12 protein-coding genes are annotated in these 18,707 nt (G+C 69.0%); 7 read left to right on the top strand and 5 right to left on the bottom strand.

Going from position 1 to position 18,707, the window contains the following annotated elements; translation table 11 throughout:
• Positions 1-23 precede the first annotated feature (23 nt).
• From FFS15_RS14980 to FFS15_RS14970, 3 genes are all read right to left on the bottom strand, one after another.
• Complete coding sequence (locus FFS15_RS14980; RefSeq protein WP_171013223.1) at positions 24-1,973, bottom strand: Ig-like domain-containing protein; 1,950 nt, start codon at positions 1,971-1,973, stop codon at positions 24-26.
• 28 nt (positions 1,974-2,001) lie between these two features.
• Positions 2,002-4,311: a beta-L-arabinofuranosidase domain-containing protein gene (locus tag FFS15_RS14975; protein ID WP_137845847.1), complete on the bottom strand. Its 2,310-nt coding sequence runs from the start codon at positions 4,309-4,311 to the stop codon at positions 2,002-2,004.
• 120 nt (positions 4,312-4,431) lie between these two features.
• The gene (locus FFS15_RS14970; RefSeq protein ID WP_249354097.1) at positions 4,432-9,135 is read right to left on the bottom strand and encodes an Ig-like domain-containing protein; all 4,704 of its coding nucleotides are present in this window, start codon (positions 9,133-9,135) and stop codon (positions 4,432-4,434) included.
• A gap of 213 nt (positions 9,136-9,348) precedes the next feature.
• Between FFS15_RS14970 and FFS15_RS14965 the strand changes: the two genes are divergently transcribed.
• Positions 9,349-10,194, top strand: a complete 846-nt coding sequence (locus FFS15_RS14965) for an NAD(P)-dependent oxidoreductase (RefSeq protein ID WP_137845846.1) — start codon at positions 9,349-9,351, stop codon at positions 10,192-10,194.
• A 9-nt stretch (positions 10,195-10,203) separates the two neighbouring features.
• Here FFS15_RS14965 and FFS15_RS14960 read toward each other — a convergent pair whose 3' ends face one another.
• Positions 10,204-11,229, bottom strand: a complete 1,026-nt coding sequence (locus FFS15_RS14960) for a LacI family DNA-binding transcriptional regulator (RefSeq protein ID WP_137845845.1) — start codon at positions 11,227-11,229, stop codon at positions 10,204-10,206.
• Between the two features lie 174 nt (positions 11,230-11,403).
• On the opposite strand from FFS15_RS14960, the gene FFS15_RS14955 reads away from it, so the two are divergent.
• The 6 genes from FFS15_RS14955 (at position 11,404) to FFS15_RS14930 (ending at position 18,235) form a co-directional block, all read left to right on the top strand.
• On the top strand, positions 11,404-12,705 hold the full coding sequence (locus FFS15_RS14955; RefSeq protein WP_137845844.1) for a sugar ABC transporter substrate-binding protein: 1,302 nt from the start codon (positions 11,404-11,406) through the stop codon (positions 12,703-12,705).
• 81 nt (positions 12,706-12,786) lie between these two features.
• Positions 12,787-13,692 (top strand): sugar ABC transporter permease, encoded by a 906-nt coding sequence (locus FFS15_RS14950; protein WP_137845843.1) that lies wholly within the window; start codon positions 12,787-12,789, stop codon positions 13,690-13,692.
• A gap of 67 nt (positions 13,693-13,759) precedes the next feature.
• The gene (locus FFS15_RS14945) at positions 13,760-14,593 is read left to right on the top strand and encodes a carbohydrate ABC transporter permease (RefSeq protein WP_137845897.1); all 834 of its coding nucleotides are present in this window, start codon (positions 13,760-13,762) and stop codon (positions 14,591-14,593) included.
• Positions 14,590-16,524 carry a beta-L-arabinofuranosidase domain-containing protein gene (locus tag FFS15_RS14940; protein ID WP_137845842.1) on the top strand — a complete coding sequence of 645 codons (1,935 nt, stop codon included), beginning with the start codon at positions 14,590-14,592 and terminating at the stop codon, positions 16,522-16,524. Before FFS15_RS14945 ends, FFS15_RS14940 begins: the two co-directional genes overlap by 4 nt.
• A gap of 133 nt (positions 16,525-16,657) precedes the next feature.
• Positions 16,658-17,881, top strand: coding sequence for an MFS transporter (locus FFS15_RS14935; protein ID WP_137845841.1), 1,224 nt, complete (start codon positions 16,658-16,660; stop codon positions 17,879-17,881).
• 12 nt (positions 17,882-17,893) lie between these two features.
• Positions 17,894-18,235 (top strand): DUF2834 domain-containing protein, encoded by a 342-nt coding sequence (locus FFS15_RS14930; protein ID WP_137845840.1) that lies wholly within the window; start codon positions 17,894-17,896, stop codon positions 18,233-18,235.
• Between the two features lie 24 nt (positions 18,236-18,259).
• On the opposite strand, the gene FFS15_RS14925 is transcribed toward FFS15_RS14930, so the two are convergent.
• Positions 18,260-18,478, bottom strand: coding sequence for a hypothetical protein (locus FFS15_RS14925; protein WP_137845839.1), 219 nt, complete (start codon positions 18,476-18,478; stop codon positions 18,260-18,262).
• Between the last annotated feature and the right edge of the window lie 229 nt (positions 18,479-18,707).

Raw genomic sequence — 18,707 nt, 5'->3', positions numbered from 1 at the left:
GGGCCACTCCTTCTTCGTCAGGCTCAGCCGCAGCTGAACGCCGGGTACGACGTCCTTCCCTCGTAGGAGAGATCGCCGGTCGCAGACCCCGCCACCGAGACCTCACCCGCGCCCACGCCGAGCGCGCGGGTCGTGAAGGCGGCCGAGGCAGTGCCGCCGGCCTTGACGCCCGTGAACGTCTTCGACCCGAAGGCGGTCTCGACCGAGACCGTCGCCGGCACCTCGCCGGCGTTGCGCACCGAGACCACCACGACGACCTTGCCGGCGACGCAGCGCTGGGTAACCGTCGGCACGAGGTCGAGCGTGTCGCCGACGAGCGTCGGCAGCTCGATCGTGACGTGCTCCTCGATGTTGCCGGCCGCGTCCTGCGACTGGACGTGCACGTAGCGAGGATCCTCGGTGAGCTGCACCGAGAAGGGCTCCTCGTAGGTGGCGTAGAACCCGTTCGTCTCACCGGTAGGTGATGCGTCCGGGCCGTCCGACCACACCGTGCGCGTGACGCCCGAGCCGGGCTCGGCGTCGGCAGGAGTGAGGGTCACGGTCGCGGAGGTGCCGTCGACCACGATCCAGTCGACACCGGTAGTGGGTGCCATCGTGTCGACCTTGATGGTCTCGGACGCCTCGCCCACTGCGTCGTCTTCACTCGTGGCGCGCGCGCCCACCGTGATCTCGCCCTGCGCCGACACGGCGAACGGCTCGCTGTACTCGGTCCAGGTCTCACCGTCGAGGGAGTACTCGACGCGGTCGATCGGACTCGCCGTCTCTTCGGCGGAGATCGTCACGGTCGGGGCGGTGGTGTACCACCCCGAGCCCTGCGGCGCCGAGTCGAACTCGATCGAGACGATGGGCTCGCTCTGATCGAGCGGCTCGACGACGAACACCGTCGCCACGGCACCGGGCTCGTAGGCCGCGACCGCACCGTCGACGTCGAAGATGGCGTCGGCGTCGGCGTACAGGGCCGGGTCGATCGGCTCCCACTCGACCGCGACCGCACTGCTCTCCGTGCCGTCGTCGTACGTGGCGACGACCGTCTCGGGCAGCACCGGGGCAACCCCCGGCGTCGTGATCGACACCGCGTACGCGACGCTCTCGACGTCGTCCGATAGCGTGTCGGCGACGTAGACGGCGGCCGACACGGACTGCCCGTCGTAGCCGGCGGGGTCGCCCAGGACTTCGAACTCGCCCGCGGTCGCGTAGCTCGCCGGCGCGATGCCCGCCCACTCGACGTCGACGTAGCGCAGCGGGCCGTTCTCCCCGACCACCCAGACCCGGTCGGGCAGCTCCGGCGCGGTGCCGGTGAGCGTGCGCACCGCGACCGACTCGGCATCCAGGAACGCGTTCGGATCTTCGGGTTCGGGCTCCACGATCGGCGCGTCGACACCCCAGACCTCCCACTCGATGACGCTGGTGGCCTTGCGCTGACCCGAGAACACCACACGGTCGAGGACCAGGCGCACGGCCGTCGTCGTCACCGCGTCGAAGTTCGCCTGTACGACCGGCTGCGAGGTCACCGGAGCCGCGGTGTTCAGCACCGGGAGCGGATAGCTGAGGCCGGCGCCGCTGACCGGCGCCCACTCGCCCGCGACCGTTCGGTACTCGATCTTCCACGCAGCCGGGATCATGACGCCCGAGTCGCCGCCCGGCGTCAGGTGGTTCTGCCACAGGAAGAGCTTGGACGAGCTGACGGTGACCGCCCGCTCCCATGTGTACGTCGCGATGTCCTGCGTAGGGCTCCCGGGCGCTCCCCACGTCCCCCACATCGCCGACAACGTGTTGGTCGGCGCCGAGGCGCCGTTGTTGAGCGCGGCCGACGAGTTCCACGACGGCACGTAGCTCACCTCCGTCGTCGGCGCGTTCTCACCTGAGGCGAGTGCGACGTTGAACGGCTCGTCGGCGGCAGTCGCCGGCATCCCGGTCATCGCCGCTGCGACCAGCGCGAACGAGACCGCCACGGCTGCCGCGATCCTCTTCATTGGTTTCCCTTCGCTTGTCTTCGACATGTCAGCTGCCCCCGTCGATCGGGGCACGGCCGGCGGCGAGCAGGATCTTCTGACGATTGCGCGAGGTCAGCAGCCCGTCGGCGACGTACGACGCGGTGACGTCGCCCACCACACCGAGGAAGGCCGCCCGGGTCTCGAACGGCGCCGACTCCCAGATGTCGTCGAGCAGCGTCGACCCCGATCGACGCGGGTTGGCGACGCCGGAGTCACGCCCGGCGAAGGTCACCGTGGGCTCGTTTCGCTGGAAGTACATGTGGTACGCCACGTCCTTGCCGTTGTACGCCGGCTCGTACGTCAGGTTGCCGATCGTGAAGACGTTCGCAGCCGTCTTGCTGATCCCCCGGCTGACGTGGCCGTCGAGGTCGAGCCGGTCGGCGACCGAGACTTTCAGATAGCTCGAGGACGAACTGGTCGCCGAGAGCACGACCGGACCGTACAGGAGCGTCTGAATGTCGGCGCGGTCGGGCGAGCGCTCGACACGCACGGCGAGCGGGATGCGCACGGTGATCGTGTCGCCGGCCGCCCACGTGCGCGCGATCGACGCGTAGGTGCCGGGCTCGGCGGCGACGCCGGCGGCGGCTCCGTTCACCGCGATCTCGACGCCGGACGCCCACGCGGGCACCCGCAGGTGGACCGTGAGCGGTCCGCTCGGGGCCGCGGTGACGGTCAGCGTCGACGTCTCGCCCTCGGGGTACGACGAAACCTGCTCGAGCTCGAGCCCGGTCTCGTCCCACGTGAGAGTCGAGGCGATGTAGAGGTTCACATAGAGCTCGGTCTGGTCCTTGGACCGGAAGTAGATGCCCTCCTGGTACTTCACGTGGCTCTCGAGCCCCGTCCCGCCGCAGCACGTGCCGATGTTGCCGTTGCCGTACTCCTTTCGGGCGCCCGGATGCACCGGGAACATGTACAGGTTCTCGGGGCCTGTCGTCGACTCGGCATTGCGCCGACCGCCGAGGATGTGGTTGAGCACCGTCCGCTCGTAGTAGTCCATGTAGCCCGGGTCCTGCTCGTTGAAGAACAGATAGCTGGCGACCTTGAGCATGTTGTAGGCCGCGCACGACTCGGCGTTGCGCGGACCGATGTCACCCGCCACTGCTCCCGCCGGACCCCACAGCTCGCCCTCGCCCGTGCCGCCGTGCGCGTAGGCGCGGCCGGGCACGACCATGTCGAAGAAGCCCTTCGAGGCGTCGAGGAAGTGCTCGTCGCCGGTCTCGGCCGCAAGCTTGATGTAGCCGGGGAACTGCGGGATGTGCTGGTTGGCGTGCTTGCCGTTGAGAGTGTCGACGCCCGTCGCGCAGGCATCCACCAGGGTGTGCAGCGTGAAGAGCTTCGCGGCATCGAGGAACTCCGCCTTCGCGGGATCGGCCGAGCGCCAGTAGAGCTCGACGAGCACCTCGTTCATGCCGCCGTACTCGCCGGCGATGTACGACCCCCACATGCGGGCGAGCTGCGCCGGGGTGCAGGCCGACAGGCGGCTGAAGACCCAGTGCCCGATCCCTTCGGCGAGCTCGAGCGCGAGGTCGCTGCCGGCGAGCGCGTGCGCGTCGAGGAGCCCGGCGAGGATCTTGTGCAGCGTGTAATACGGCGCCCAGATCTCGCCGTAGGGTGCGAACTCCTCGAGCGCCGAGAACTGCCACTCGCCGTACGCCGACAGGAACCCCGGGTGCGAGTAGCGCGGGGCATCCTGGTACTGCTGTGCGGCGAGCGCCGTGCGGCACTCGGCGAGCCCCGCCACGATCGCGTTCACCTTGTTGAGCAGCGCCAGCTCTCCGGTGGCGGCGTACGCCATCGAGATGCCGCTGAGGAAGTGGCCGCCGTAGTGGCCGCGGAGGCAGCCGCCGGCGCCGGCGGTGTTCTGGCCGCGCGTGTACTCGCGGGGTCCCCAACGCTGCGCGTCCGGGTTGGGGCCGTACTCCTCCCACCCGCCGGGCGGTGTCGCGCCGCGGGTGTCGAGACCGGCATTGCGGCGGAAGACCGCGAGGATCTTGTCGACCGAGTACGCCCGGTACAGCACGAGGTGCTGGTTGAGCGCCCGCGTGAAGACGCTCTGGCCGAGCGAGACCGACGTGAGCGGGAAGGGCTGCACGCTCCAGGCGTCGGGGTACACATGCGTCTGGCCTGCCAGCACCATGCGCGCCGAACGTGCGACGCCGGCCGCGCGGAACGCGGACGCCTGGGAAGCGGCGCCCGCGGTGGCGCGCGCGTTCGTCGGGTCGAGGAGCGCTACTGCGGCGGCCATGCCGGCGAGCGCGATCCCTCCCCCGACCACGACCTTGCGTCGTGAGATCCCCGTCTGGGTTTCGGGTGTCATCGTGTGGTTCCTTTCACTTCACTGGGTCGGCGAGGGTGGATGCCGCCGCGCGTGCGGTCGGGCAGAACAGGGGGCAGAAGGGGAGGCGACGCCGGGATCCGGCGTCGCCTCCCGTTCACCTCAGCCGCAGGAGGCGGCTGCGTACGCGGCCTCCACGGTGGTGCTCTCTCCGCCGGTGGTGGTGGCGGTCACGTCGGCGGTGCCGGCATCCACCCCCACCATCCGCGTGGTGAACACCTGGCTGACGGCCTTGCCCGGCTGCACAGCGGCGAACTGCTTCGTGCCGAACGAGGACTTCAGCTCGAACGCGAGCGGCTCATCGTGTTCGTTCACGGCCCGCACCACCACGACGACCTTGCCCGCGACGCAGCGGGTGCTCGCCGTCGCAGAGATCTGGGGCCCGGGCGAGACGCCGTCCCCGACGGTGAGCGTCAGCGTGGTGGAGGTCGTGCCCGCCGTGCTCACGTAGGCCGGGAGCACGAGGTCTCCGCGGATCGTGTAGACGCCCGGCCGGTCGACGATCGACTCGTCGTAGTCCCACTCCACGCCGATCGCCTGGTTGTCACGCGATCCGTCGTTGTACGAGACCTCGACCTTCTCGGGGAGCCAGGGCTGCTCGCCGACATCGACGGACTGCTCGAACTGCTCAGCGCCCTGGATCGAGATGCCGCCCTGCGAGTTCTCGGGCCGCACGTAGATCTGCGCCTGCGCGATGAGACCGTTCGTGGTGTTCGTCCCGTAGACGACGAACGGCTCGACGTTGGCCTCTGCGACCTGCTCCGCCGTGATCGCCTGCCAGGTGAACGGCACCGAGCCGCGGGAGCCGCTGGAGTACACGACGTCCAGCTCAGCCGGCAGCACCGGGATCTCGCCCACGACGGTCCGCATGATCACGGGGGCGTCCACCGACGCGACCGTCTCGCCGTTGGCCCGCCAGCGCAGCACACCGGTGCCGGCGCCGGAACCCTGCACTCCCGTGATCCGGATGCGCAGCTGGGTCGCCTCGATCGGCTCGAACTCGAGCCGATTGTAGGTGTTGCGCACGAGCGCGCCGGCGTACGTCGATCCGCCCGAGAGCGTGACCGGGGTCCACGTCGTGCCGTCGTTCGAATACTCCACTGTGTACGTGTCGGACCGCGGCATCCGCGTCCCGCCGTTGTCGTCGTACCAGTAGATCTCGGTCGACTGCAGGCGCACGGCCGAAGGCCACTGATACCGGATCCACGCGGCGGTCGCCGGCGACGTGCCGTTGGCCGGCTGTCCCCAGTTGCCCCAGCCGTTGCCCGCTCCGGGAGCGGAGCTGGCCGGAGTGGTCGCCTCGTTCACCCGGGTGTGGTTCTCCCACGACGACGTGCCGCTCGTGGTGATCGTCGCGACCGCGCCGAACTCGGCCGAGGTCGCCTTCTCACTGAGCTGCAGCTCGACGTCGCGCTGCGTCGTGAGCGCACCGTCCGAGGCCGTGAGACGGAAGGTGTAGGCCCCCGCCACCGTGCCCGTGACCGTCGTGGTCAGCGCCGTCGCGTTGCTGAAGATGACCCCCGCGCCGGCAGGTGCCGACACCGTCGACCATCCGACCGTGAGCGCGCCGTCCTCGGGGATGCCGTCGTCCGTCGCCGTTCCGGTCAAGGTCGTCGAGAGGTTGCCGTCGCGCGAGCGATCGGCTGCCGCCGTCACGACCGGAGCATCGTTGACCACTGCCGGAACGTCGCGTCCGGAATCGAACACCTGGATCTCGGAGATGGCCGTGTACTTCGTCGGGGTGTTGACGAACGCGACGCGGACCTTGCTCGCGGTGACCTGATCGAACAGCGCCTCGTTGAACTTCGGCTGCACGATCTTGGGCGACTTGAACGTGTCGGGAATGCTGACCCAGTCCCCCGATCCGTTCTGCAGCTGGATCTGGTAGCGCTGGGGCTGGCTGTAGCCGCCGCTCTGCCGATCGCTCACGAACCAGACCTTGACGTTGTCGAAGGTCCGCGGTTCGCCGAAGTCGAGCTCCACGTAGCCGTTCGCGTCGGTGGTGCCGTAGTTGCCCCAGTAGGGCTCGTTGACCGTGGTTCCGTCGGTCACGGCATCCAGCGACACCGGCCGCTCGGTCTCGGCAATGGCACCCGGCGTGTAGTTCATCGAGCCCGTCGAGTAACCCGGAGTGTGGAAGTTGCGCCACGGCGTCGGCCGCGCTCCCTGCTGGGTGTACGACGACGTGAGGGTCGCGTCGGCGGCGAGATTCGCCGCGTCCTCACCCAGGTCGATGCCCGCCGTCTTGAGGTACTCCACGACGCGGTCGTCCTCGATCGGCGTTCCGGCTGCCGTCGGCAGATCGGCGCCCTCGTCGGAGACGACGTCGACGGCGAGGCCCTCGTCGGATTCGACGATGTCGTTCGCGGCAGGGTCGTAGACGAACCGGCCCAGCGCGTCGGCGGTCGCCTTGCGCTCACCGTTGATGAACAGGCTGTACCCGGCACCGAGGTCGTAGTGCGAGCCGTCCTCGTCCCACACGATCGTGAGGTCCTGTCCGTGGTAGCGCAGATTGTTGACCATGAAGTGGTCGTAGCCGAGGTCGATCGGCCACAGTTCGACCTTGTCGTCCGAGCGCGGCTGGATGCCTCCCATGTCCTCCACGTAGATGTAGTTCATGTTGCCGAGCATCACGTGGTTCGGATTGTTGCGGTTGTACGTCTTCGCCGTCGCGTTCCAGTTCGAGTAGTACTCGGCCTGGTTCGCCACCCGAGCGTCGCCGCCCGGGTAGATGCTCCACGCCATCCAGTCGAGCAGGCGCGCAGCGTACTCGGGGGTGATGTACTTCCCCTCGGGGTCGTAGTGGCGCAGCGCCTCCCGAACGGCGCGGTACTGCACCGTGAAGTTGATGTTGGAGAAGTTGTTCGATCCGCCGATGCTGAACTTCGCACGGTCGTACTGGTTGGCCGTGTAGAAGGGGAAGATCGGGAAGTTGTCGCCGTAGCGGAGGAACCGCAGCCCGTCGACGTAGTCCTCGGCGTCCTCGGTCGGGATCAGACCCTCGGCGTAGATGTCGAACAGGTTCGACTCCTTCGCGGGGATCAGATCGCGCTCGGCCGCCGAGAGCGGGTTGGCCCCGGTTCCCGACGAGTCCGCCGACAGGGCGCCGTGCGACGTGCCGGCGAGGAACGAGCGCATCTCGGTGCTCCAGAGGCGACCCAGGATCGCCTCGCGGATCTCGTCCGCGGTGTCGCCCATCTCTCCGACCTTCGCCTCGTCTGCGCCGGCGATCTCGTAAAGCTGGCGGGCCGCGTCGAACGCGCCCCACACGTAGGCCGACTCGGGGCGCTCGATCGTGCGCGCACCCGGCGCGGACGCGTTGGTCCGCGGGTAGCCGAACGTGATCGCGTCGGAGTCGTTGCCGGGCATGTAGTTCGTGTCGTAGGCGATGAGCATGTCGTCGTTGCCGTCGTAGTGCTCCAGCTGCCCGACGCCGTCGCCCTCGAAGTATCGCGCGAAGCGCTCGGCGACGGCCGTGCCACCACCGTGGACGTTGTAGGCCTCGAGACCGGCGGTGCCCAGATACTGCGAGTAGTGGTTGTTCCAGCTCGTGTGTCCGGGGCTGTCGAGGAACGCGGATGAGCCCGAGAGCTCGCCCACGTTGAGGATCTGGCCGTACGGAAGGTAGGGCGTCCGGATCCACTTCGTGTCCTGCAGGTGCATCGGCTGGGTGAGCACGACCGCGTTCTGGTACAGGTTCACGCCCTCGATGGTCGTCGGGTACTGGTACACGTAGCCCGGCTCGTTGGAGTCGAGCACGTTGTAGCGCTCGCCCCACCAGCGATAGACGATCGCCTTCTCGACGGCCGCGTTCGGCACGTCGATGTAGGGGATGTCCTGTGCCCAGCGCCGGTTGAACTCGGTCACGCCCTGCTGGAAGGCAGCGGCGGGCGCGAGCTCTGCATACGCGTCGAGCTCGGTGGCTCCGGCCGGCAGCGAGTCGCTGTAGAGGGCGCCGACGACGGAGAGCTCGACCGATCCGCCCGCGGGCACCGTGACCTGACGCTCGAGGTTCGCACCCGTGCGCTGGAAGCCGTCGGCCTTGAGTCCGATCTTCACCGTCGACCACGGGGTGTCGACGAGCCCGTTGTTCGCACCGCTCGTGAGGGTGCGTGTGCCGACCAGCTCATCCGCTTCGTCGCCCGCACCGGTGGCCAGCGGCGATGCCGCCCGGACCGTGAAGGTCTGCTCGGCGCCGCTGGTGTTGCGGAAGGTGAGCGCGGTGACGGCCACGTTGTCGTGGGTGACGAACTTTCGCAGATCCGCCACGACGCCCGTCGCGCCGATCGAGTACTGCGACTTCGCGTGGCTGGGCGCATTGAACCGCTGCGCGCCGACCTCGGTGACCGTCTGTCCGGGTACGACGACGGTGTAGAAGTTGCCGAGGTTGTTCGGGCCGCCGGCGAACGCGGAGCCCGCGAAGCCCATGACGCCCCAGTTGCTGCCGCCGCGCATATAGAGCGAGCGGCCGCGGGTCTGGAGCACGGTGTTGTTCGCCGTGCCCGACACTCCCAGGATGCGGTCGAGGTAGTAGTCGGTCCCCCCGGCGGCGAGATCCTTTTCGAAGATCCGGTCGTGCATGCTGTTCGCCGTCCAGTCGACACCGGTCGCGAGCTTCGCCGCGACCTCGTCGATGTTGGCGTACGTGGGGTCGCCGATGTCCATCGAATCGGTCTGGCCGTTCGTGTACACCCCCACGTCCGCCTCATTGCCGGGGACGACATCGGCGACCGCCGCTGTCGGCGCCAAAGCCAGTGTGGCCGCGGTGAGCGCGAGGATCGCAGCTCCGGCGACCGGTTTCCTCAAAGATGCAGGCGACATCGCCCTTCCTCTCCATCGGGGAATCGGATGACCCGGCTGCCGCGCTACAGCGAGTGGGGCGCCAGGACGAGTCAGGCACAGTCAAGCAGGGTCGATTTGGTTAACGCAATGGTTTTCGAAGTTTTCGGTGATTCCGTCCCCGATCACGACCGTGAGCCGGGCGGCGCCGCGGCGCCCGGTCACTGACATGCTGGAACGATGCGCATCGCACTCACCGGAGCATCCGGAAAACTCGGCACCGTCGTCTTTCGTGAGCTCGTCGCGGCGGGGCACGACGTCATCGGAATGGACGTCGTCGGCACTCGCGGCCCGTCCTTCGTCCAGGTCGATCTGACCGACTACGGTCAGGTGGTGGACGCCTTCACCGCGGTCGGCGACCGCCACGACGGCTTCGACGCGGTCGTGCATCTCGGCGCGATCCCCGCTCCCGGCATCCGGAGCGACATCGCCACGTTCCACAACAACATGGCGGCGACGTTCAACGTGTTCTGGGCCACCGTCCGCCTCGGCATCCGTCGCATCGTGGCAGCCTCCAGCGAGACGGTGCAGGGACTCCCGTTCGACACTCCGCCGCCGTACATCCCGGTCGACGAGGACTACCCGCCGCGGCCCGAGTCCGTCTACTCACTCGTCAAGACGCTCGAGGAGAGACTCGCCGTCGAACTCGTTCGGTGGCATCCGGACCTCTCGATCACCGCCCTGCGCTTCTCGAACGTGATGGTGCCCGAGGACTACGCGGAGTTCCCCTCCTTCGACGACGACGCCCTCCGTCGCAAGTGGAACCTGTGGGGCTACATCGACGCCCGGGACGGCGCGCAGGCGGTCCAGCGCGCGCTCGAGATCGCTCCCCCCGGATTCGATCAGTTCATCATCGCCGCCGCCGACACCGTGATGTCCAGGCCTAATGCCGAGCTCATCGAGGAGGTCTTCCCCGGAGTCGCCGTGAAGGGCGGCGTCGGTCCGCACGACACGCTCCTCTCGATCGACAAGGCGCGACGACAGCTGGGGTTCGAGCCGCGCCACTCCTGGCGCGACCACGTCTGACGCGCGCCGTCAGCGACGCGGGATGGTCGAGCCCCGGATCACGAGGCGCACCGGCAGGTGGTGCTCGCCGCTGCCGACGTCGACGCCGTCGATCGCGTCGAACACGCGCTGCGCTGCCTGGCGACCGAGCTGCTGAAGGTTGGCGTCGATGCTCGTGAGCTCGGGGCGGGAGTTGGTCGAGAGCACCTCCCAGTTGTCGTAGCCGATCACGGCGAGGTCGTCGGGCACTGTGCGACCGAGGTCGCGGGCGGTGTCGAGCGCGCCGCGCGCGATCTGATCGGATCCGCAGAAGAACGCATCGACATCGGGATGCCGCTTCAGCAGCATCGCCGCGGCGTCGCGTCCCCAGTGCTCGGTCCACTCCGAGAACATCGGCTCTCCGACCAGTTCGAGCCCGGCCGCGGCGAGGCCCGCGCGGGCACCGGCGAGGCGGTCCTGCGCGGCGGCGTACGAGGGGTCACCGGTGATGTGCGCGATCCGCGTGCGCCCGCACGCGATGAGATGCTCCACGGCGAGGCGCCCGCCGGCGTAGTTGTCGGGGGTCAGCGACAGATCCCGCGGATCATCCGATGGCGAGTACGCGTAGACGACCGGCACCGGGAGGCCCTGACCGAGCGACGGTCGGGGGTCGGTCTGCCTGCCGACCACGATGATGCCGTCGACGCGGCGGCTCAGCAGCGCCCGCAGGTGATGCTGCTCGCGGATCGCGTCGCCGCGCGCATCGCACAGGAACACGTTGATCTGCCCTGCTCCGAACGCGTCTTCGGCACCCATGAGGATCGGGATCATGAAGCGGCCTTCGAGGTCGCTCGTGAGGAGTCCGACAGTGCCGGTGCGTCCGGCCAGCAGACCCTTCGCCATCGCGTTCGGGGTGAACGCCAGATCTTCGGCCGCCTGCAGCACGCGCTGGCGCGTCGCAGCGGCGACATCGTCCCGGTTGTTGAGTGCTTTCGACGCCGTGGCGATCGAAACTCCCGCCGCTCGGGCGACGTCGCTCAGCGTCGCTGCACGCGACCCGATCTCGTTCGGCGCCACGTTGACCTCCTTGTTGCGGAAAGGTTATCGGAGACGGTACTTGACCGCTCGCTGTCTGTGACGATACCTTGCCGAAAGGGATTTCGTAGATTTCGAATCGCCCGCACCCCCACACAGCGGTGCCGACCCCCATCGGCGTCATCCGCTCGAAGATGAGCCAGAGGAGACAGTTGCATGATCACCACCCGACGCCGGGCCGCCCTGCGCGCGGTCACGGCCTTCGCGGCCGCCGGAGCCCTGATCGGCGGCCTGACCGCGTGCGCCGGTGACACCGGGAACACGCCCGCCCCCGACGAGTCGATCCCCGCCGAGGGAGTCGACGACGGCACGACGCTGACGCTGTGGACGCGTGCGCCGATGGAGGCGCAGGCCAACCTGCTCGTGGACGCGTACAACGCCAGCCACGAGAACCAGGTCGAACTCACCGTCGTCCCCAACGACGACTATGTCGCCAAGGTCGGCGCCGCCGCCGGCTCGAGCGGGCTTCCCGACCTGTTCGCCGCAGACATCGTCTACGTGCCGAACTGGGTCGAGCAGGGGCTCTTCGCCGACATCTCGGAGCAGATCGACGGACTCGACTACAAGGACGCGATCAACAAGGGTCACCTCGCGGCGGGCACCTACGACGGCGCAGAGCACGTTCTCCCCTTCGTACTCGACCTGTCGATGCTGATGTGGAACAAGGAGCTCTTCGCCGAGGCCGGTCTCGACCCCGACAAGGCTCCGGCGACGCTCGCCGAGTTCGCCGAGGCCGCCATGGCGGTGCAGGAGCTGGGCAAGCCCGGAGTGTCGGGCACGTCCGCCGGACTCAACTGCGGCGGATGCCTCGTGTTCACGTGGTTCCCGAGCATCTGGGCGTCCGGCGACCCGGTCATGAACCCCGAGGGCACCGAGGCGCTGCTCGCCAGCGACACGGCGAAGGAGGTCTACGCCACCTGGCAGGAGCTGTACGAGGCGGGCGCGGTCGCTCCGGGCTCGGCTGACGAGACCGGCGCCACCTGGGTCGCGGGCTTCCAGGAGGGCAACGTCGGCATCATGCCGTTCCCGGCCACGCTCCTCCCCGCCCTGGAGTTCGATGCCGGCCTCGCCGGCATCCCGGGAGTCGACGGCGGCGTCTCGACGTTCGTCGGCGGCGACGGCATCGGCATCTCGAAGGACTCGGAGCAGTCGCCGCAGGCGTGGAACTTCCTCGCGTGGATGATGTCGGAGGAGGCCCAGGTCGAGGTGCTGGCCCAGGCCGGCAACGCCGTGTCGCGCTCCGACCTCGCCGACAACCAGTACGCCGCCGAGGACCCGCGTCTGGTCACCATCAACGAGGTGGCCGGTCAGGGCGACACCCCGGTCGCGCTGCAGTTCCAGCAGGCCTACAACGCTCCGGGCAGCCCCTGGCTCACGCTGGTCCGCAACGCCGTCATCGAGGGCGCCGACTCGGTCGACGCCGACAACGACGAAATCACGGCCATCCTGAGTCAGTGAGTTCATCGCGGGCGGGGTGCGCTGCCCGGCAGCGCACCCCGCCCGCCCCGTTTCCAACCGTTCAACTCCCCTAGGAGCGACGTGGCACTCCCCACCCTCGCGCGACGCGCGAAGCCCGCACGCAGTCCCCTCGGCGGCCCGCTGCAGGGCTGGCTCTACGCCGCCCCCACCGCGATCTTCGTCGTCGCGCTCTTCCTCATCCCGCTGATGCTCGTGCTCCAGATGTCGGCCTCCGACTGGCCCCTTCTCCGGGGGAACATGGGCCTCAACTTCCCCGACAACTACATCGCCGCCGTCGACCACCGCCTCTTCTGGGATTCGATCCGCTTCACACTCCTCTACACCGCGATCACGACGGTGCTGCTGATCGGTCTGGGCCTGGGCCTCGCACTCCTCGTGCAGGAGTCCACGATGTGGAAGGGATTCCTCCGCACGGCGTTCCTGATCCCCAGCGCACTGGGCCTCGCCTCGGCATCCCTCCTCTTCTACGTCCTCTACTCGCCGTTCGCGGGTCCGTTCGCCGATCTGATGGCGACGTGGGGCTTCACGTTCCTCGGCACACCCGAGGGCGCACTGTGGTCGACGGTGTTCCTCATCGTCTGGCGCTACGCGGGGTTCTACATGCTCCTCATGCTCGTGGGCCTGCAGGGCATCTCGGACGACGTCTTCGAGGCCGCCCGCATCGACGGCGCGTCGCGGTGGCAGACCTTCCGGCACATCACGATGCCGCTCCTGCGACCGACCTTCGCGCTCACCATCGTGCTGTGCGTGACAGGGTCGCTCCTCGCGTTCGACCAGTTCTACATCCTCACCAAGGGCGGGCCGGACAACAGCACCATGACCATCGTCCAGCTGATCTACAACGTCGCCTTCCAGGGGCAGAACGACCTCGGCATCGCCGCGGCGCTGTCGGTCATCGTGCTGCTCGCACTCATCGTCATCAACGTCGTGCAGCTGCGCGCGTTCCGTCGTCCTGAGGAGGCCTGACGTGACCCTCACCGACACCACGTCGACCCGCACCGTCGTCGCCCCCGGTCTGCGCGACCGGCCGCGGATGAGCAGGCGCCACGCCACGCGCCTGATGTGGGGCATCCCGTACGGGGTCTTCACCTCGGCACTCGCGATCATCTTCCTCTACCCGCTCGTGTGGACGACGGTCTCGTCCTTCAGCCCGCAGGCGGGCTCGAGCCAGACCGACGGGTGGGGGTTCGGCAACTACCAGGCACTCGCGGACTTCCAGGCGGGCATCTGGGTGTACCTGGCCAACTCGCTGTTCGTGTCGCTGCTCACGGTGGTGCTGACGCTCGTGATCTCGTTCTTCGGCGGGTACGCCTTCGCACGGTACAACTTCCCCGGCAAGAACCTGCTGTTCCTCCTGGTGCTCGCGATCCTGATGGTGCCGTACGCGACGCTCCTGATCCCGCTGTACGTGATCCTCAACGCGATCGGGCTGAACAACTCCCTCGTCGGAGTCGCGCTCGTGCTGACGATGTTCCAGCTGCCGTTCTCGATGTTCATGATGCGGATCTCGTTCGAGTCGATCCCGCGCGAGATGGACGAGGCGGCGCTCGTCGACGGCTGCAACAGCTTCTCGGCGCTGTGGCGCGTGCTGCTGCCGGCGGTCAAGCCCGGGCTCATCACGGTGGGGCTCTTCGCGTTCCTGACCGCCTGGAACGACTTCATCGCGCCGCTGATCCTCATCAACGACACCAATCGGATGACGCTCCCCCTCGCGGTGGCGAACCTGCGCGGTCAGGTGATGGGAGTGATCGACTACGGCGCCACCGAAGCGGGGGTCGTCGTGCTCGCGCTGCCGTGCGTCGTGCTGTTCCTCGTGCTGCAGCGCCACTACGTCCGCGGATTCATGTCGGGAGCCTTCAAGGGATGACTATGCACTTCACGACGCACGCGCCGCAGGCGCCCGCCGTCCCCGCGCGCGGACGTCTCAGGCCGCTCGGCCAGGGCGAGGTCCGCATCACGGGTGGGTTCTGGGGCGATCGGCAGGTCGTCAACGGCGAGCACACCCTCGCCCACATCGGTTCGCGCCTCGAATCCGAGGGGTGGCTGCCCAACTTCGACCTCGCCGCGAGCGAAGGGCTGGACGAGCGACGTCGCGGACGGGAGTTCTCCGATTCGGAGGTGTACAAGTACCTCGAGGGCCTCTCGTGGGAGATCGGCCGCACCGACGACCCGCTGCTCGAGGAGCGCCTGCGCGCCGTCGTCGCGCGGGTCGCCGCGGCGCAGGAGCCCGACGGCTACCTCAACACCCGGTTCGGCCGGCCCGGCCAGGGCGCGCGATGGTCGGACCTCGAATGGGGGCACGAGCTCTACTGCCTCGGCCACCTCTTCCAGGCCGCTGTCGCTCGTGAGCGCACGCGTCCCGGCGCCGACGACGGACTGCTGGGCATCGCGCGTCGGGCGGCAGACCTCGTGTGCGCGGAGTTCGGGGTCGACGGCCGCGCGGCGATCTGCGGTCACGCCGAGATCGAGGTGGGTCTCGCCGAACTCTCCCGTGTGACCGGCGACCGCCGGTACCTCGACCAGGCACGCCTGTTCGTCGAACGCCACGGTCGCGGCACCCTGCGCGACATCGAGTGGGGCCGCAAGTACTACCAGGACGACATGCCGGTGCGCGAGGCCGAGGTGCTGCGTGGTCATGCCGTTCGCGCGAACTACCTCGCCGCGGGTGCGATGGACGTCGCCGTCGACACGCGCGACACCGGCCTGTTGAATGCGCTGCGCCGCCAGTGGGACCGCACGATCGCCCGTCGCACCTATATCACCGGTGGTCAGGGGTCGCACCACCAGGACGAGGCGTTCGGCGACGATTGGGAACTGCCACCCGATCGCGCGTACTCCGAGACGTGCGCGAGCATCGGCTCGATCATGTTCACGTGGCGCCTGCTGCTGGCGGGCGGTGACGCACGACACGCCGACCTCATCGAGCGCACGCTCTACAACGTCGTGGCGACCTCACCGTCACCCGACGGTCGAGCGTTCTACTACGCCAACACGCTCCACCAGCGGGTGCCCGGCACGCCCGCCGATCCCGACACGACCTCGCCCCGCGCGTCGTCGTCGCTGCGGGCGCCCTGGTTCGAGGTCTCCTGCTGCCCGCCGAACGTGGCGCGCATGCTCGCGAGTCTCGACGCGTACGTGGCGACCGCCGATGCCGAAGGCGTGCAGCTGCTGCAGTACGCCCCTGCGACGGTGCGCACCGTGCTGGACGACGGCCGCGTCGTTGCGTTCGACGTCGCCACCGCCTACCCGGCCGACGGTCGCATCACCGTCACCCACGTGTCGGATTCCGATGCGCCCTGGACGCTCAGCCTGCGCGTTCCGGCGTGGGCGACGGGCGCGACCCTCCGGATCGTCACCGGCGGCTCGACGCAGCAGCGCTCCGCGGACCCGGGAATGGTGGAGGTGCGTCACTCGTTTCGCGCCGGAGACGTCGTCCAGCTCGACCTCCCGATGGTGCCGCGCGTGTCGTCGCCCGATCCGCGGATCGATGCCGTCCGCGGCTGCGTCGCCGTCGAGCGCGGCCCCGAGGTGTTCGCTCTCGAGTCCGTGGATCTCGCGGCGGCCGGTGCCACCGATGTCGCGCAGGTCGCGATCGCACCGGGCACCGTGCCGTTCGAGCGCGACGGCAGAGTCTGGGCGACCGTGCAGCGGCTCCCGCTCGGTCGTGGTCCGTGGCCCTACGGCGAGGCCGAGTCCACCGCGGGCACGGCCACCGCCGAGGTGCCCCTCGTGCCTTACCACGAGTGGGCCGAGCGGGGTCCGTCGACCATGCGCATCTGGATCCCGGAGGCCCGCTGACACCGCCCAGGCCCTTGCCAGGGGCGTCCGGTAAGATCGATCGACCCATCAGCTGTGCATCTACCTGGCCCGTTCGCGGACAAAGGCGGCACCACGTGCCGCGGGAACCTCTGCGGCAGACGTACAGGACCCCATGCACACCACACTGGCCGCGCCGCGCCACACGAGCCTCGTTCGTGAGACCGGCTTCTCCTACTTCCCCATCGCGCTGATCGCGCGCCTGCCCTTCGCCATGATGGTGGTCGGCATCCTCACACTCGTCGTCTCGGCGCGCGGCTCGCTCGCCCTCGGCGGCATGACGTCGGCGATGACCGGCATCGGCACCGCGCTCATCGGACCGCTCCTCGGCGCCGCGGCCGACCGGTTCGGCCAGCGCCGCGTGCTGCTGCTGTCGGGCACGATCAACAGCGCGCTGCTGCTCGCGATCGCGTGGCTCGCGTTCGCGACGGTTCCGGATGCCGCGCTCCTCGCCGTCGCCTTCCTCATCGGCGCGACGATGCCGCAGGTCGCGCCGCTCTCGCGCAGCCGTCTGGTCTCGATCATCGGCCGCACCTTCTCGAAGGACCGGCGGGAGTCGGTGGTCGGCGGAACCATGGCTTACGAGTCGGCCGCGGATGAGATCGTGTTCGTCTTCGGTCCCGTGATCGTCGGGCTCCTTGCGACCACGATGAACCCCGCTGCTCCCGTCGTCGGCGCCGCCGTGCTCGCCCTGGTGTTCGTGAGCGCCTTCGCGCTGCACCCCACCGCCGCGAAGGCGGCACCGGCCGGAGCGGCCGCCGTCGCCCAGGCGCCCGCGCGTGAGCTCTTCCGCCCGGCCGTCATCACGACGGTCGTCGGGGCGCTCGGCATGGGCCTCTTCTTCGGTGCGATGCTCACTTCTCTCACCGCCTTCATGGCCGAGCGCGGCGCTCCCGAGCAGGCGGGCCTCGTGTACGGCGCGATGGGGATCGGCTCGGCCGCCCTCGCCCTCGGCGTCGCGCTCTTCCCCGCCCGCTTCACGCTGTCGGCCCGGTGGCTGACCTTCGCCGCGATCATCGTCGCCGGCACGCTCGCACTGCCGTTCGTCGGGAGCGTCGCCGCGATCACCGTGGCCCTGCTCATCATCGGCGTGGGCATCGGCCCCACCCTCGTGACCCAGTACAGCCTCGCCGCCGCTCGCAGCCCGCAGGGCCGCTCGGCCACCGTCATGACGATGCTCGGGTCGGCGATCATCGTCGGCCAGTCCGCGGCGTCCGCGATAACGGGGCTCATCGCCGAGAACGGCGGCGCAGAGGTCGCGCTCATCGCCCCGATCGCGGCGGCCGGCGTCGTGCTGGGCGCCGGAGCGGTCAACGCCCTCCTCGCCCGACGCGACTGAAACAATGAGCGAGTGACCCGCCACTGGAGCCCGCTCGCCCTCGTTTATGCAGGCCTCGCCGTCGCCGGCCTCGTCGGCACCTGGTTCTTCAACGCCCTGGCGATCGTCCAGCTGCGCGACTTCATCGGCGACCTCGTCACGAGCGGCCCGGCCGTCTCGTCGATCACGGTCGACCTGCTCGTGGTGGCGGTCGCCGGCAGCGTCTTCATCATCGTCGAGGCGCGGCGCATGCGCATGCGCTTCGGCTGGCTCTACGTCGTGGGCGCCGGGATCACGGCCTTCGCCTTCACGTTCCCTCTCTTCCTCGCGATGCGCGAGCGCCGCAAGACGGAACTCGCCCGCGCGCTGGCGTGAGCGAGCCCCGCGTGATCAGGCGGGTCAGAGCGCCGCGATGCGACTCGTGAGCTGCTCGATCGTCGCCGCCGGCACCTGACCGCCCGCCATCTTCAGGATGGCGGCCGCCGGCATCCCCCGGGCGAAGCCGATCATCGGGTGATCGGGCACCTCGGGTGCGAGCTCGTCGATGATCGCTCGCGCCTCGGGATCATCGAGCAGCTCGCCGAGCGTCGTGGTCTCGAGGTCGTACTTGCCGGCCATGCGGACTCCTTGCGATGGGGGTGGCATGTGCGCTGTGCCTCGACCCAGCATGCCAGAGACGCAGCGCGCCCGGCCTGCACGAATGCAGACCGGGCGCTCTCTGATGCTTCGGCTTTAGAAGTCGAAGTCGCCGATGTTGTCGGCGTCGAAGACGTAGGGGTCGCCGAGGAGGACGCTGGCGCCCTCGCCGACCTCGAACGTGCCGAGCTTGCCGGCCTCGAACGAGTCG

This window comes from Microbacterium sp. 2FI (genome assembly GCF_005502885.1).
GTDB lineage: Bacteria > Actinomycetota > Actinomycetes > Actinomycetales > Microbacteriaceae > Microbacterium.
The sequence above is the reverse complement of the archived record's forward strand: the minus strand, read 5'-3'. Positions and strand labels throughout refer to the sequence as shown.

Bases quoted from the DNA above. Each gene is read 5' to 3' on its own strand.
- FFS15_RS14980 (WP_171013223.1), bottom strand. From the start codon at position 1,973: ATGAAGAGGATCGCGGCAGCCGTGGCGGTCTCGTTCGCGCTGGTCGCA.
- FFS15_RS14975 (WP_137845847.1), bottom strand. From the start codon at position 4,311: ATGACACCCGAAACCCAGACGGGGATCTCACGACGCAAGGTCGTGGTC.
- FFS15_RS14965 (WP_137845846.1), top strand. From the start codon at position 9,349: ATGCGCATCGCACTCACCGGAGCATCCGGAAAACTCGGCACCGTCGTC.
- FFS15_RS14955 (WP_137845844.1), top strand. From the start codon at position 11,404: ATGATCACCACCCGACGCCGGGCCGCCCTGCGCGCGGTCACGGCCTTC.
- FFS15_RS14945 (WP_137845897.1), top strand. From the start codon at position 13,760: ATGAGCAGGCGCCACGCCACGCGCCTGATGTGGGGCATCCCGTACGGG.
- FFS15_RS14940 (WP_137845842.1), top strand. From the start codon at position 14,590: ATGACTATGCACTTCACGACGCACGCGCCGCAGGCGCCCGCCGTCCCC.
- FFS15_RS14935 (WP_137845841.1), top strand. From the start codon at position 16,658: ATGCACACCACACTGGCCGCGCCGCGCCACACGAGCCTCGTTCGTGAG.
- FFS15_RS14925 (WP_137845839.1), bottom strand. From the start codon at position 18,478: ATGGCCGGCAAGTACGACCTCGAGACCACGACGCTCGGCGAGCTGCTC.